The sequence below is a fragment of the Crossiella sp. CA-258035 genome (genome assembly GCF_030064675.1).
Classification (GTDB): Bacteria; Actinomycetota; Actinomycetes; order Mycobacteriales; family Pseudonocardiaceae; genus Crossiella.
Genome location: NZ_CP116413.1, coordinates 6935113 through 6950645, shown reverse-complemented (window position 1 = coordinate 6950645; position 15533 = coordinate 6935113). Strand labels below are relative to the sequence as shown.

The following is a 15533-nucleotide window of genomic DNA, read 5'->3' as shown; positions in this document are numbered from 1 at the left end:
GCCGCCTACCCCGTGCCCGGGTAGAGGCTGGTCTGCTCCGCCGTGCAGGCCACCGAGCCGTCGTCCAGCTCCACCGACACCGTGGCGGTGACCTCCAGGTAGCCGTGCGGGCGCTGCCGGACCGCGCCGATGCCGACCTTCGCCCTGATCCACTCCCCGGCCGCGACCGGCTTGCGGAAGCGCACCTTGTCCACCCGGTAGTTCAGGCTCAGCGCGACGCCCGCGACCTCGAACACCTCGCCGATGAAGGCCGGCAGCAGGGACAGGATCAGGAAGCCGTGCGCGATCGGCCTGCCGTAGGGCCCCTGCGCGCACTGCTCGGGGTCCAGGTGGATCCACTGGTGGTCGTCGGTGGCCTCGGCGAACCGGGTGATCCGGTCCTGGGTGATCTGCCGCCAGCCGCTGTAGCCGAGGCTGGTCCCGGCCAGCTCGGCCAGCTCGTCCGGTTTGAGCTGCATCGCGGTCATCGGGCGGCTCCCCTGCTCAGCCGGCTGGTCAGCCGGTCGCCCATGGCGTGCGCGCCGCCGTCGACGTGGATGATCTCCCCGGTGGTGGCCGGGAACAGGTCGGAGAACAGCGCCACGCAGGCCTTGGCCACCGGGGTGGCGTCCGCGCAGTCCCAGCCCAGCGGCGCGCGCTGCGGCCAGTCCCCGTCCAGGCCCTCGCCGCTGCCCGGCTCGCCCGCGATGTTGCGCGCGGCCACCGTGCGCAGCGGCCCGGCCGCGACCAGGTTGACCCGGATCCCGCGCGGCCCCAGGTAACCGGCCAGGTAGCGGGCGCAGGACTCCAGCCCGGCCTTGGCCACCCCCATCCAGTCATAGCCGGACCAGGCCTGACCAGCGTCGAAGTCCAGTCCGACCACCGAGGCGCCCTCGGTCAGCAGCGGCAGCGTGGCGGTGGTCAGCGCCTGCAGCGAGTAGGTGGAGACACCGAAGGCGGTCGCGGCCTCCTGCCTGGTGGTGTGCAGGAAGTTGCCGCCCAGCGCGCCCGCCGGGGCGAAGGCGATCGAGTGCAGTACCCCGTCCAGCCCGGTCAGGTGCGGCAGCAGCCGGTCGGTCAGGCTGGCCAACTGTTCGTCGTTGGTGACGTCGAGCTCCAGCACGGGCGCGGGCTCCGGCAGCCGGGCCGCGATCCGGCGCACCAGGGACAGCCGCCCGTAGCCGGTCAGCACCACCTGCGCGCCTTCCCGCTGCGCCGCCTCGGCCACCCGGAACGCGATGGAGGACTCGGTGATCACGCCGGTGACCAGCAGTCTTTTGCCGCTGAGCAGTCCCATCTACAGCCCCATCCCCAGTCCGCCGTCCACCGGCAGCACCGCGCCGGTGATGTAGCCGGCCTCCCGGCTGGTCAGGAAGCGGATCGCCGCGGCCACCTCCTCGGGCCTGCCGAAGCGGCCGAGCGGCACCTCCAGCTCGCCCTTCTTGCGGACGGGTTCGGGCAGGTCAGCGGTCATGTCGGTGTCGATCCAGCCGGGCGCGACCACGTTCACCGTGATGTCCCGCGCCTTGGTCTCCAGGGCCAGCGACCTGGCCAGGCCGATCAGTCCGGCCTTGGCCGCGGCGTAGCCGGTCTGGCCGCGCGAGCCGGTGAGCGCGGAGACCGAGGAGACCAGCACGATCCGCCCGTGCCCGCGCAGCATGCCGCGCAGCGCCCGCCGGACCAAGCGCACCGCACCCAGCAGGTTGGTCTCCAGCACCGCGCGGAAGTCCTCGTCGGACTGGCTCATCAGCAGCCCGTCGCGGACGATGCCCGCGTTGGCCACCAGCACCTCCACCCGGCCCAGATCCCGTTCTACCTGCGTGAACGCCTCGGTGACGCTGTCGTTGTCGTCCACGTCGCAGCGCACCGAGTGCAGCCCGCCGCCGAAGTCACCGGCTTTCCTGGCGGCGATGACAACCCGGTCGCCCGCATCGGCCAGCGCCCGCGCGGTCGCCAGTCCGATACCCCTGTTACCGCCGCTGACGAGCGCTACCCGGCCCGTCATCGGACGCCGCCTCGGCAGCGCGAATCCGCCCATTCCAAATGAAGCCCCCATGATCGGTGCCAACACGGAACAGAACGCGGTGAATAGCACCGCTTTCGCCCCCGCGTCGCGCTGAGTCTGCTTCTCCCCAGAGTCGCCAGATCGAATCTAGCGTGGTCGGCAGCTTAGGGAGGGTCATTGGCACCGTCAATGACCTGAAGAACGCGATCGGAGTTCCCGGGCAATCTTGGCCACTCCGTTACTCCTCTTCAGTTCTGGCGCTGACAACAAGAGGCCATGACCAAGATAGCTGGGCACATTTTCTGCTAAGAGTGATTAATCCCGGTCAATCAGCGCACCGGCACTTAGGCCGAAAGGGTGCAGTCCGCGCTGCCCTGTCACCTGGGTGACGTAACGGGCGTCGCGAGGGCCGCGGCCACCGCGGGAAACCAGCGGGCGGCTATCTTGCGGAAACCGGAGTCGACCGGGTGCACGCCATCGTTGGTGTCGGCGGCGGGGTCGAACCCGGTCCACTGGTCCACCACCACGATCGGCGAGCGCGCCGTGGACCGCGCCGCCGCCCAGCCGGGGATCGCCCGGTTCAGCGCCACCACCCGCTGCCCGCAGGACGCGCAGCCGCGCGGCGCCATCGGGATGATCTGGGCGAGCAGGATCCGGGTGACCGGGTTGTGCGCGCGGATCTGCTCGACCAGCTTCCCGTAGGCGGCCAGCACCGCCTCGGTGCCGACCCCGTGCCACAGGTCGTTGGTACCCAAATGAATCAGCACCACATCGGGTCTGGCGGTGGCCAGCCAGGACGGCAGCAGGTTCTCCCTGGCGATCACGGTGGCCCGGAAGCCGCTGTAGCCGGCGTGGTCCCGGTCGTAGGTCGTGCCGCAGCTGCCGCCGGTCCTGGTGCCGACGAAGTCGATGGCGGTGTGCCCGCGCTCCCGCAACCGGTGCCAGAGCTCGGCGCGCCAGCAGCCCGGCGCGCCGGTGATCGAGTCGCCCAGCGGCAGGATGCGCAGCTGTGGCGGTGGCACCACCCAGGCCATGGCGACCACCGCGCTGATCGCGACCAGGATCGCCGGAACTCTGCCGACTCTGCGCACCGTCATGCCGAACTCCCTTGGGCCACAAGGCGTTCGCTCTGCCTGAACTGTCGCGCCCGAAGATCGCCGCTGTCAATCGCTCCGCATGACCGCGCACACAAATCACTCGACTGGCCTTGCCCGCGAGCACAGGATGGGCTGGTGACCGCGATCGTCCTGGTACTGCTGGCAGCGGTGATGCACGCGCTGTGGAACTTCGCCGCCAAGCGCGCCGGGACGGGCGGAGCGCCGTTCGTGTGGCTCTACCAGGTCGCCTCGGTGGTGATCTGCGGCCCGGCCGCCGTGCTCGCCTTCGTCTTCGGCGACACCCCGGCCCAGTGGACCTGGCTGCTCGCGGTCGCGGTCAGCGCCGTGCTGCACGCCGCCTACGCGCTGGTGCTCCAGCACGGCTACGCCGTCGGCGACATGTCGGTGGTCTACCCGGTGGCCCGCGGCAGCGGCCCGCTGCTGACCGTGCTGGCCGCGGTGCTGGTGCTCGGCGAACGCCCCGGCTGGACCGGACTGCTCGGCGCGGGCGCGATCGTGGCCGGGGTGTTCGTGATCGGCCTCGGCCCCACCGGCCGGCGCGGCGCGCTGAACACCAGCCTGCTCTACGGCGGACTGACCGGCGTCGCGATCGCCGGGTACACCCTGTGGGACGCCTACTCGGTGACCACCCTCGCGGTCCCGCCGCTGGTCTACTTCTGCCTCGGTTCCCTTGCCCAGAGCCTGTTCCTGACCCCGGTTGCGCTGCGGCAGCCCGAACGCACCCGCGCGGTGTGGCGGGCGCACCGCACCGAGGTCCTGGTGATCGCGGTGCTCTCCCCACTGGCCTACGTGCTGGTGCTGTACGCGATGCGGCTGGCCCCGCTCAGTGTGGTCGCACCGATGCGGGAACTGTCCATTGTGCTCGGCGCGTTCCTGGCCTGGCGCTGGTTCGGCGAGGCGAACCCGGTGCGCAGACTCATCGGCGCGGCCCTGGTGCTGGCCGGAATCGCCGCGGTGGCCACGGCCTGACGCCACCCACCCACACACACAGCGGGAAGGCGACCCGCGGCGGGTGAGTGGCAACAAACCGGTGCCCCAATCGCCGACCCGCAGACTGCCGCGCGGGGCGCGCACGTCTCGCCCCGGTCGGTGGTCGGACCACCGGCAGGCTTTGGCCGCACCGTGCGGATCTGGTTCACCGAGTCGATCGGCCTCTCCACGTCGTGCAGCACCGCATTGGCGAGCCTCCGGCCTGTCCAAATTAGACGCTGAAGTCGAAGCCCAGCCATGGCTCGCGCGGCTTGCGGAACAGAGGCGCGGTGAGATTGACGTTCTGAAGGCCACCTCGTCCGGATCCGCCCGCACGGCCAGCCCGTTCGCGGTGTCCAGCAGACCCACCAAGCCAGCCAGCTGACTGACCTCCTCACCCTCGACCAGCGGCACGTCGGTGCGGATCCAGGACATCGACCGACCGGGCTCGAGCTCCCTGCGTCGGATCTGGATCGAGGAGACGAACTCGCTGCGCCACACCGAGGTCATATCCCAGACCGGCAGTTCTTCCGGTACCGGCAGCCGGGGAAAGTGCGTGCCCGCGAGCGCGGCGGTCTCCCGCTCCCGTACCAGCCAGGCGCGCAATCGGACCACGTGCCGCCTAGCGTGCGCCGCCGCGGCCTCCACCAGCTCGATGGTGCGGCCCTGCTGGGTCACCAGCACCGAGGTGTGCACCTCGTCCACCGGGACCGGGACCGGGCCGAGGATGTCGAAGGACAGGCGGGAGATCGCCATCACATCCCCTCTGGTCCCGGCCGGCCGCCACGATGTGCGCCGCAGCCCCAGTGCTTCCGCTGAGACCATCGTTGAGCTGCAAATATAACGAGTGGAAGATGCTGGGATGGGACTAGTGGCCCCGAGTCGAGGTAGGAATCCACAACCCCGCCACCTGGGGTTTTCGGACCAGGACTTCTGAGTCGGCGGTCCGTCACTTTTCTGCAAAGCATCCCCGGTTGCCGACGACAGTCATGTTTCGGCGCTGTCGTCCGCCCGAGCGCTGCGTGGACAAGAGGAGACCTTGGTGCGCTTACCGATGAAGACGCTCGTCATCGCGGTGAAAGCCGTCGTAGTCGCGGTCGTGCTGGCCGCTTGTACGGAGGGCGACACATGTGCGTGCACGGCAGCCGATCGAGGGTCGGTCGCGTACGTCCTTGGGACACACGCGAACCGTCCCGCAGTCGCCTCGCCGGACCTCCTGGATGACGCTGTGGACCGACAGGCGACTCTGGCTGTCGTCCGGGCCGACGGCAAGCCCGAGGTCGTGATCACCGCCGATCTGGTGTCGCGGGCGCCTGGCCCTGACGCCCGGAACAAGGAAGTGCGGGACCGGAAGGCGGATCTGCGCGCCAAGCTGTCCTCCGTGCGCCCCACCACTGCGGAACTCGACCTGCTTGCGGCGATCGAACTGGGCGCGCGGTCATTGGAACGGAAGCCGAAGACCATGGTGGTCGAGTCGAGCGGCCTGTCGACCGCCGGCGCCCTCTCCTTCGGCAAGCCGGGCATGCTGATGGCTGCACCCAAGGAGGTCGCCGACGCGCTGGAGCGCGGTGGCCACCTGCCCATCCTCGGCGGGATCCGGGTAACGCTGCGCGGCCTTGGCGATGTCATGCCGCCGCAGCAGGTGCTCAGCACCCCCGAGCGGTCGAACCTCATCGCCATCTGGAAGGAGGTGCTGACCAGGGCGGGCGCCGACGTGCAACCGCCGGACCAGCGGCCCATGAACGGTCCGGCCTGGACCGAGGTACCACCGGTGGCGACCGTGCCGGTCACCCCGGCTTCGGTGGACTTGGGGCGGCTGGAGGACCGGGAGACCCGTCCACTTCCAGCCGCAGCGTTCTTCGTCGCGGACAGCGCCGATTTGCTCGACCGTGCCGACGCCGTGGAGGTGCTCCGGCTGTTCGCCGAGCACGTCCGGCGCTCCGGTGGGCGCCTCGACCTGGTCGGCACTACGGCCAGGGTGGGCGACCGGTCAGGCCAGGTGTCGCTGTCAACCGATCGCGCGAACGCCTTGCGCACCCTGCTGGTCGACGAGCTGGGGGTACCGGGGGACCGGGTCGGCGCCTCCGGCGTCGGCAGCTTTCACCCCGACTACGTCGTGGACCACGACGACCAGGGGCACCTGTTGCCGGATAAGGCAGCTCTCAACCGCACCGTGCGCGTAACTGTCCACAACTGATGGAGCGGGTCGTGGTCAAGTCCGGGGCACGGCCCCGACCAGAGCGGACGCGGTGGTGGTCGTGCCGCATCCTGCGGATCATTGACTTCGGTCTGTCCGCACCGGAGATCGGCGGTGCGGAGTACCGCGGGCGGCTCGAAGCCGCGGTCCGTTCGGCGATCGCGGCAGGCGCGGTCGACCTGGGCACCGGCGACATGTTCGACGCCATGATCGAGGCGGATCGACGGGTCGACCAGTGCCGCATCACCGAAGAGGCGAGTCGCTGGCACACCCACGCGCTGCGGGTCGTGCTTCGCCACCGGCGCAAGCGGGATCGTGCCGAGCGGCGCCGGGGCGACCTCGCCTCCGCGTTGGCGGGCGAGAGCATCAAGCTGGACGAGCTAGACCGCATGCTCGCCGCACGGCGGGGCGTTTGCGAGAGCCGGTCGAACGGGACGACGCGGTCGATGCAGGCACCGGCATTGGGAGGGGCACCACGTGACCAACGAGTTGACCGCGGCCTACAAGACACCCGGTAGGACGTCGTTGCGCCACCTCGGAGACAGCCCGTACTCAGCCGTCCTCGGCTGGGTGCTGCTGATCGCCCTACTGGGCGTAGACGTCCCGCTGCTCAAGACGATGCTGGCGGAGAACACCGCAAGCGCGGAGTGGCAAAGCTGGGTGATCGCGGCCGGTTTCGCGGTGACGCTGACGGCAACGGCCTGGCTGGCCACCGAGTTCACCCTGCGTGCCGTCGAACACCGGGGACGTCGCCACGCGCTCGCCGCCGTCGGATTTTGGCTGTTGTGGCTGGGTGGAGTGGCGGGATCGTTCGTATTCCGCTACCTGCACCCTACCGACCAGTTCACCTCGGCGGGGACCACCGGATCCACCATGACGCTCGGCGGGCAGACCGCGACGGAGGAGCCCCCGGTGGACGTCAGCATGGCGTTGCTGCTGACCGTCCTCCTGGTGCTGACCGGCGCGGTGGCGTCGGGTGTAGGCGTGTTCGGCCACGACGACCTCCAGCGGCAGCGTCGGCAGAGCGCACGCCGGACGCAGCGCCTGCGCTGGTGGGTGCGTTCGGCGACCAAGCGGTTCGACCGCCACGACGGGGCGATGGAGGTCCAGCGGGCTGAGCTGGAGGCGGTTCCGATGCGGTTGCAGTACGCGGTCGACCAGCTGGTCAGTCTCGCCGCGAGCCTGAAGCAGCGGGTCCGCCACCTGATGGCCGAGGCGCAAGGCGACCCGCGGGCGACGACGGCGTTGGTGTGCCACCAGGACGCCGGTCCGGCTGACTCCAGCCCGCCCGGCCCGACGACTTGGAGGACGCCGTGAGCGACAGGGTCCAGTTCACCATGCTCAAACTCGGCTGGGCGGTCAGGTTCCGCGAGGACCGGCACGGCAGGCGTGACGGCAAGCGCGGTATCCCCGAAGTGCGTGACGGCGAACCGTTGTCGCACACGCCGCACGAGCAGGCGCTGGTCGAGCGGCGCAACGAGGTGGTCGACCGGGTTCTGCAGGAGTTCGTGACGGGCTCACAGAACACGGTGGCCGACATCGAGGTGCGGTACCGGCGGATCGCGTCGGCCAAGATGAGGTTGGCCGAGTCGGCCGCCGCCTTGACCGTGGCGGACGTCCCCCTCGGCGAGGCCGAGGCGACCCGGCGGGGCGCGGGCGAGGAGGACCTGCCTGAGGAGTCGATCCGCGCTCGCAATCAGGCCGACCGGCGGAAGCAAATCGGTCCGTTGCGCGCCGCCGTCGACGCGGTCAAGGCGCAGTTGGAGGAGGAGTTCGAGGCTCTCGCCAAGCTGGAGGCGGTGGTCGTCAGCGCGTTGCGGGAGGCGCAGGCGCGGGGTGCCCAGTACTGCGCCTACACGGAAGGCCTCCGCGCGCTCTACTGGCGCGCGCTGGTCCGTGTCCACCCGGATCGAGCCAAGGGCGTGGAAAGCCTGCGGTCGTGGCCGTCGACGCCGGTCTGGTTGACGCTGGATGACTACCGCCTGGTGCTGCGTCTGGGATACCCCGGCGGCCCGCAAGCGGAACCCCTCGCACTGGTCTTCGCCCGGTGAGCGAGGGGCAGGGTGCCCGCCAGGTGAGGGACCCCGCGACCGCCGCACCGCGGCGTGTCGCGGGATCTCACTGACCCAGCTGCGTGAACCCGGCCCAGCACTCGACGTCCCGGTGGTCGAATCCAGAGGTGGCCGGGATCCCGCGGATGTGCTCGGGCATCGTCGCCGGGTACTCGCGATCGGGGGCGAGCATCCACAGTTGCGCGGCGCGCAGCGCCTCGGCCGCGGACATCCCCTCGGCGCGCAAGTAGTGGTGAAACAGGAACACCAGCTGCGCTGTCGTCCTCCCCGAAGGCACCTGCCACAGCGAGCCGACCACGGAACGGGCGCCGATGGCGAGGAAGGTGGCCGACAGGCTCAGCGCCTCGTCGTAGTCCACACCAGACACGTTGGTCGTGCAGCCGGACAGCACCACTAGGCCCAGCGGCAGGGTCGTCGTCGGGCTCACCCCCAGCAGCTGTCGCGAGGACAGCCGTTCCCGGGCCAGGCGGACCTCGGAGTTCAACGGGCGCCGCATGTCCGCAACGGCGTGGCACGCCAGGTGCAGCAGCGGAAGCGGTCCGTCCATCGCGAGCAGCACCTCGGCCGGTGTGCCGAGGCCGTCCTCGGCGGGCCGCCACGGCAGGGGAGGCCCGCTGAACCCGCCGTAGAACGCACCACCGGGGTAGAACGCGTCGCGGATCGCGACCGCCTCGACCGCACCCACCGGCAGGTCCCGCGCGGGGTTGCCCACCAGCACCGGCCGCCCATCCACGACCTCGTCCCGGCCGACCACGTCGCAGAACAGCCGAGCCGACGGGGCGTAAGAGATCGTCGCGTCCTGCACCAGGTAGCGGTCCGCGCCGTCAACGGTTCGCCGCGCGGCGTGCCAGGGCACAAGGCCGGACGACCCCACTGGCACAAGGACCACGCCGCCGTGCTGCCCGGCGACCAGGGACAGCTCGCGCCCAGCCACCTCCCACGCCCAGGAGCACAGTTCGCCCAGTTCGGCGCACCAACGCCGGACGCTGTCCGCGTCACGCTTCTCGGCCCGCTCCTCGTAGGCCAGCCGGTAACGCTCCACCACCGTGTCCACACGCAGGCCCGGCAGCATGCGGATCCGCGCACGCCCGTGCGCGGGCACCAGGAGCGCCAGCCCATCGTGGTGCCGGTTTGCCGGCAGCAGGTAGACCAGGCAACCGGATCCGTGCCGCCGCAGTGCGTTCTGGACTTCCGCCACCGACGGGCGGTCGACCAGCTCGTCCGGCCGCGAGGCCAGTTCCCGCAGCACGGTGCGCCGCAACGCACCCCAGTCTTCGTCCGGCCCCTGCCAGTCCGGCAACAGGAGCTCGTCGCGCCCACCGGAGGCGGTCCACCGCTCGGCGAGATCGTCGCGTCCGATCCGGCGCAGCTGTTCGGCCACGGTTCGCCCGGTACCGGCGGCTTTGAGCACGAGCCCGCGTCGTGCGTCCACCACCTGGACGAGGTCGTCGATCGCATCATCGTCCAGGCACCACGCCGTCAACTCATCTACCGCGGTCGACGCGTTGCGTGCCATCTCCAGCGCGTGGTCGCCGTTGGACTGCACGAGCACCTTCCACGTGGCGACCCACAGCAGCTCCAGGCCCAGCCGTCTGCTCCACTCGCGGTCCCCTGGCGCGTCGCGGAGGCGCAACAAGCGGGCCAGGGTCATCCGGGAGGGCGCCAACAGCTCCTCCTGCGGTTGGTGCTGGGTGTGGCAGTCGCGGTGCAACTCGATAGCGTTGTCGATCACCTCGCGGTTCCACGGCTCCAGGCGGGCCAGCGCCAGGTGGGCCGAAGCGCGCAAGTTCTCGACCATGCTGAGGCCGCTCACCAGCACCGGTGGTGGTTCCGATACGTCGTCCAGTCGGTGCAGGATGGCGCGAAGCGCCCCGGTGTCCGCCCGATTGGAGGCAGCGGCGATCTCCTCAACCAGGCTTATCGACGCCATGACAGGGTCGATCCAGGACCCGGTCAACACCTGAGGAGCAGGGTGCTGTGGTGAGTCCAGTGATTCGAAGGCGCGGTGCAGTGTCCCGCACAGCAAGGCGAGCGGCTCGATCACAAGCGTGCGCGGCAGCGTGGACAGCACCTCCTCGGCCCGCGCTACCGCTGCGCGCACTTCGGCCAGGGGGACGTCGGTGCGGTACAGCCGGAATGCCGTGAAGAGCAGCCGGATTCCCTCTAATTCGCGGGCATCTTCGGCACTGCGCGTCAGCACCCCGGACCGGTTCGCCAGCACCCGCTCGCCCAACTCGAACGCGCTCAGCGAGGCCGAGCCACTGCTCAGCGTGACGCTGATGAGGCCGACCAGTTGGACGATGTCGCTGTGCTCGTTGGCGAGGGCGGGATCAACGAGGGCTGCCTTCGCCGCGGTCAGGTCCACGTCGTCGTCGCCTGCCAGGAGTTTCCTCTGGTTGGACATCAGTTCCACCAGGACATGCAGCAATCGGCGGCACTTGGGGGGCATGTCGTCGATCTGCTCAGCGGCGTGCAGCATTCGCGATATGCCGTCCAACAGGATCGGCACCTCGGCCGGGTGCGTCACGACGTGGTGCCAGGCGCCGATGGCCAGGTAATACCACCCTATCCCCGTCATGGCGGCCAGGAGCGCCACCTCCTCGCTGAGGGGACCGTCCGCTGCCTTCTCCTCCACCAGGCGCTGGGCCTCCAGGAGCCAGTCCTTGACCGGGTGGGTCGCGATGAAGCGGTCGAGGTCGGGCCGGTTGCCGTCCAGGAAGACGGCGTCGAGGCGGAACCGGCGGAGGGTGTGCGCGATGTCTTCGTCGGGGATGCCGATGGTCAGCGCGCGGGTGACGCGGTGGACCACCTCGTCGGCGTGCGCGACACCGTCGTCGGCCCGCATGAGGGCGTAGTGGGCGGCGCTGATGTCGACCCACGGCACCCAAGCGTGCCGCTCGGCCGGGTCCTGCTGCTCCAGGTAGCGGGCCAGCCACACGATCGCCTCGCGGTGGTCGTCCATGTTGTCGTTGTCGTTGCCGCGCTCGGCCAGGGCGGTGCCGTACTGCTCCCATGTGAGCGCGTCGCCGTGTGGCGCGGCGACTGCCAGGCTCGCGATGATCCGGTCGCGGACCTCGGCTTCGACCTCGACGTCGCCTCCGGGATGCCGGTGGTCGAGCAGTTGGGCGAGCAGCCAGTGGTGGTCGGGGGACGGCTCGGGCTCGGCCGCGATGACCGACTCCAGCGCCGCGATGGCGTCGTCGCGGGGAACCTCCTTCCCCCGCGCGAGGAGCTGGTGGCATACGCCGGCGAACAGGGCCAGATCCTCATGATGTGACGCGTTCCTGGGGAGTAGGAAAATGTTGTCCTGCAACAACTTCAGGGCGGCATCGAGGTCGCCGTCCGCTCCGCCGTCCTCCCACCGGAGCGCGACCGCTCGAGCCTGGTTCACCCGCAGCACCGTCTCGGTCGACCTCGTCGCCGCGGCGTCCGCGAGGCCTGCCAACAAGGCAGGGAGGTCATGCAGCTCGTCCGAGGCCTGGTGGGGGTTGTCGGCCTGGGTGGACATTACATAACCGGCTCGGTCGAGGTACAGGTTCGCCAGCTCGATGCGCGTGAAGTCGGCCGCGGCGTCGTCCTCGTACGACCAGGCGGCGGCTTCCTCACCCCGCCGGATCGCCTGGCCCCATTGCCCAAGCTCGGCGTGCCCGATGGCAGCGGCCATCATCCAGTCTCCGCGATTGCTGTTGTCCGGATCGCCCGTGATGCCGTGCCGCAGGAGGTCGAGGGAGTCGCCGATTTGGACCCGGAAGTCGTCGTCCTCCAGGTCGATGTCGTACAAGCGGATGAGGCCCACTGCTCCGGCCAGGGCCGGCGCGAGCGTTTCCGGCGCGGTGGCGAGTTGCTCCACGAGACGTCCGGCCATGGCCAGGACCTCTTCGGTCGACGGCCCGCCGGACTGTTGCCCGTCGATGGTCATGGATGCCTTACCCTCTCCGGCCGTTGCGGACCGACGGGGTCAGCATGACCTGTACTTGATCAAGGACGTCGAGGTGCCGCCGGGGGTCGTTCAGCAGCAGTTCAGCTCTGACCGGAGGCAGGAAGCCGGTTTGGGCCAGTTCGTCGATCGCCTCCCGCAACGCGGTCTCCTCGCTTCCCCGGTCGGCGGTCGCCACTGCGATCACCAGCGCGTCCAGCACTGCCTGGTCCGTGTCCCGGGAGTTCGCCACGTCGTTGTCCGGGATCTCGACGGCCGGCGCGTCCACGGCGCTCGCGGCCATCCGCAGGTCTGTCGGGTTCTCGCGCCTGCCGAGCGGGCGGTCGACGTGGGCCTCCCACCAGCTGACCAGTTCGCGCCTGCCGTCCCCGCCCACATCGACCAGCGACCCGCCCCGGCAGGTCCGCTCGACCAGCCGGATCGCGGCGGGCCAGCCGGTGGCGGTACTCGTCCGGCGCTCCGCCGAGCTTGGCCGCGCACCGGTCGCTCAGGCGACGCAGCAGCCCGGACTCGCCGCGCAGCGGGCCGTCGCACCCCGCCTCGTCGGCGAGGATCACCAGCACGGTGCGGTGGAAGTCGTCGGGCAGGGCCTTGCCGTAGCGGTTGCCGGCGGCGGTCTTCGGCTTCGCCAGTGCCCCACGCTCCGCTCGGTCCTTGCGGGCTTGGTCGCTGAGCCGGAATCGCAGGTGCCGCCGCACCGCGCCGGGCGGGTTGTGCAGGTCGGACGCGCGGTCCGTCAGATAGCGCAGTGCGAGTTCGACGGCGTCGGACACCAGATCACGGCATGGGCAGGCGCCGGAGAGCCGGTAGCCGTTCACCGGCGGGGCCGTCTTCGACGGTGTGCCGAGGCACAGGCCGGTGACGTACAGCTCCGTGTCGCAGGACGAGACGCCGTGCCGGCTGTGGATCGCCTGACGGGCGCCCTTCAGCTCCCACCAGATCGCCTGCGCGACGTCCCGGGGCAGCTTGGCTCCGGAGGGAGGGCTCCGATGATCCGAACGCCCCGGCGGTGGCGGGCGGGATGGGCGAGAGGGATCACTCAGATACGTCATAGACATAGTTTTATATGCGGAAGCCGGTGGAGGGAGTGGTTGATGCCGGATTGTGAGAAAAGTCGCGTTGACTCCGGCTCGCGGCGCGGCCGGTATGAAGGGGGCCCCGCGATGAGATGGAATGAGTTCATGCCGCTGCTTCCCGCGGTCGTCCCGTTGACGACCCAGAAGCGTTCTGAGGTGGTGCCCGCGCGGCTGGCGCGCAACGTGGCGCCGCTGTTCGGCGTGACGTCGCCCATCAGTCCTTTCGGGACCATGACGTGGCTCAGTGACTTCAACCGCATCACCATCACCGAGATCGCGCGAGGCGCGCTGTCGCCCACCCGGTCCGACCGGCCCGAGGTGCCGTCCGGTGCGGACTGGGTGGTGCACGGCCGGGCCGTCGTCGCCGCCCCGGGCAAGTCGCTGCCCAACGAGATCATCAACGCCACGACCAACCGGTTCGGTCCCCACACGAAATCCGCCGTCCTGCTGACCGCGGTCAACACCCTGCTGGAGCCCGTGGCGCTGGGGATGGAGGAGGCGCTGCCGCTGCTCCGGGCGCACGACGGCGGCGCGCTCCCGCTGGCGTTGCGGATCGCCGCGTGGTCCACCGCCGCGATCGAGGTCTTCCGCTCGCAGCCGGCGCTCGTCGTGGCGGCCGTCAAGGCGCGGCGCATCCAGCGTGAGTCTCTCGACAGCCCGCGGTTCGGCAGGGCGGCCGGCTTGGTCAACCGTGCCGCAGCGCGCTCCGAGATGGGCTCCAGGGACGTCGAGAAGCCTGACCCGGTCACACATCCCCGCGAGCTGTTCTTCGTCGACCGCACGGTCTCGTGCGTCGACCTCCCGGACCTCGGCCCCGAACCCGCCGACGACCTGTTGCGGCCTGACGCCGACATCCGCTTCCGCTCGACCGCGCGCGACCGCCATGACGAGCTGGTGGAGCGCCTGATCACCCTGCTCCTCGACGCGAGCGAAGCCGAGGGCGGCGGATACATCTGGGTCAGCGAGCGCGAGCCGGACCAGTTCGTCGCCGAAGCGCTGCTGCCCGCGTCCGGGCTGGTGGACAGCCTGTGCGAGTACTGGTTGTCCGTGCACGGCGGAGGCGATGCGAGCACCGCGACCCGCGTGCTCCTGCCGAGCCCGGAACGGGCTGCCGCGTTGTCGGAACAGGGGCGTCGGGTGCTGGTACTCGCCGCGCTCGGCATCGTGAGGTACGTGCGGGCCGACATCGGCTCGCCTGGCTTCACCGAGGCGGACTTCCTGGCCATGCTCGACGACATCGACGGGCTCGCCGCGCGATGCCTCGACGTCAACGACCCGACGTCGGCAGTGGTCCGCACCAGGCTGGACGTCCTGCGGGTCATGGTGCTGCGGCACAACCGCACTAACCCGATCGCGGGCCTGGTCCGCTCCCTGGTCGCGGGCGTGGACCGCTGCCTCGGGATGCTCGCGGGCGGCGTCCTGGACCGGGGGGCGACCGCCGACGTGCTGGGTGCGGCGTGCATAGAGCTCAACGCGGTCCGCACCACCAACGCGACGGACCGGGCCGCCGGACTCCCGACGCCGGTGGAGCTGGACGACCTCGTGCGCCGCTACTGGCGGGCCTATGCCGATACGCTGGAGGCCGACCTGTCGGCGCCCGGCAGCGCCGCAGCCCACGGCCTCGGTTACCACCTGCACAACTACGCTGCCTTCCTTGGCAGTCACGAGCGCGACGCCGACGATCTGCGGGAAGCCGTGCGCCTGTTTCGTGAGTTCGTCATCCCCAGCCGGTGGCGGCTGTATCGCCGCATCGGCGTCTTCGGCCCTCTCGGACTCACCAGCTACGTCGCCACCGCTTCCACGTCGCGGCTCGGGGAGTTGGCCAGGTCCCGGCACCGGCCGGGTGAGGCGCGAGCCTGGGCCGCCCTCGGCCACGAGTGGATCGACCCGGTGCTGCGCGAGCACGAGGCTGGCCGGTACCAGCCGGTTTCCGACGAGCAACGCGGCCTCTTCGCACTGCGCGCGGCCCCCGCCCTGCTCCTCGCCCTGGAAACCGGTGTGAAGCCCCTGACCGAGGAGGACACCACCCGGCTGCGGCGCCTGCTCGGCATGGCCGAGCAGTGGCTGGAGACCAGTTCCCGGGGCAACGCCGAGGACTACGTGCGCCACGACGAGGTCGAGGACATCCGCAAGAGGGTCGCGGCGTTGGTGGGCTGACGGTTCCGCGGGGCGCTTCCGAT

General features: G+C 70.4%; 12 protein-coding genes. 6 read left to right on the top strand and 6 right to left on the bottom strand.

What is annotated here, in order from left to right; genetic code table 11:
- Positions 1–5: 5 nt before the first annotated feature.
- The 4 genes from N8J89_RS31250 to N8J89_RS31235 form a co-directional block, all read right to left on the bottom strand.
- Positions 6–467, bottom strand: a complete 462-nt coding sequence (locus N8J89_RS31250; protein ID WP_283660583.1) for a MaoC family dehydratase — start codon at positions 465–467, stop codon at positions 6–8.
- On the bottom strand, positions 464–1276 hold the full coding sequence (gene fabI, locus N8J89_RS31245; RefSeq protein WP_283660582.1) for an enoyl-ACP reductase FabI: 813 nt from the start codon (positions 1274–1276) through the stop codon (positions 464–466). The genes N8J89_RS31250 and fabI overlap by 4 nt, the downstream gene beginning before the upstream one ends.
- Complete coding sequence (gene fabG, locus N8J89_RS31240) at positions 1277–1984, bottom strand: 3-oxoacyl-ACP reductase FabG (protein WP_283660581.1); 708 nt, start codon at positions 1982–1984, stop codon at positions 1277–1279.
- A 377-nt stretch (positions 1985–2361) separates the two neighbouring features.
- Positions 2362–3081 carry an SGNH/GDSL hydrolase family protein gene (locus tag N8J89_RS31235; protein ID WP_283660580.1) on the bottom strand — a complete coding sequence of 240 codons (720 nt, stop codon included), beginning with the start codon at positions 3079–3081 and terminating at the stop codon, positions 2362–2364.
- Between the two features lie 135 nt (positions 3082–3216).
- Between N8J89_RS31235 and N8J89_RS31230 the strand changes: the two genes are divergently transcribed.
- The 5 genes from N8J89_RS31230 to N8J89_RS31210 all read left to right on the top strand — a co-directional run bounded on the left by N8J89_RS31230 (position 3217) and on the right by N8J89_RS31210 (position 8319).
- Positions 3217–4071, top strand: a complete 855-nt coding sequence (locus tag N8J89_RS31230) for an EamA family transporter (RefSeq protein ID WP_283660579.1) — start codon at positions 3217–3219, stop codon at positions 4069–4071.
- A 1054-nt stretch (positions 4072–5125) separates the two neighbouring features.
- Positions 5126–6268 carry an OmpA family protein gene (locus N8J89_RS31225; RefSeq protein ID WP_283660578.1) on the top strand — a complete coding sequence of 381 codons (1143 nt, stop codon included), beginning with the start codon at positions 5126–5128 and terminating at the stop codon, positions 6266–6268.
- 11 nt (positions 6269–6279) lie between these two features.
- A complete protein-coding gene (locus tag N8J89_RS31220; RefSeq protein WP_283660577.1) occupies positions 6280–6786 on the top strand; it encodes a hypothetical protein in 507 nt (168 codons plus the stop codon).
- Positions 6746–7585 carry a hypothetical protein gene (locus N8J89_RS31215; RefSeq protein WP_283660576.1) on the top strand — a complete coding sequence of 280 codons (840 nt, stop codon included), beginning with the start codon at positions 6746–6748 and terminating at the stop codon, positions 7583–7585. Before N8J89_RS31220 ends, N8J89_RS31215 begins: the two co-directional genes overlap by 41 nt.
- Positions 7582–8319, top strand: coding sequence for a hypothetical protein (locus N8J89_RS31210; protein ID WP_283660575.1), 738 nt, complete (start codon positions 7582–7584; stop codon positions 8317–8319). Before N8J89_RS31215 ends, N8J89_RS31210 begins: the two co-directional genes overlap by 4 nt.
- 67 nt (positions 8320–8386) lie before the next feature.
- Here N8J89_RS31210 and N8J89_RS31205 read toward each other — a convergent pair whose 3' ends face one another.
- Both N8J89_RS31205 and N8J89_RS31200 read right to left on the bottom strand, forming a co-directional pair.
- Positions 8387–12259, bottom strand: a complete 3873-nt coding sequence (locus tag N8J89_RS31205) for a CHAT domain-containing protein (RefSeq protein ID WP_283660574.1) — start codon at positions 12257–12259, stop codon at positions 8387–8389.
- Positions 12260–12266: 7 nt separating this feature from the next.
- Complete coding sequence (locus tag N8J89_RS31200) at positions 12267–12653, bottom strand: hypothetical protein (RefSeq protein ID WP_283660573.1); 387 nt, start codon at positions 12651–12653, stop codon at positions 12267–12269.
- Between the two features lie 805 nt (positions 12654–13458).
- Between N8J89_RS31200 and N8J89_RS31195 the strand changes: the two genes are divergently transcribed.
- The gene (locus N8J89_RS31195; RefSeq protein ID WP_283660572.1) at positions 13459–15510 is read left to right on the top strand and encodes a hypothetical protein; all 2052 of its coding nucleotides are present in this window, start codon (positions 13459–13461) and stop codon (positions 15508–15510) included.
- Positions 15511–15533: the final 23 nt, after the last annotated feature.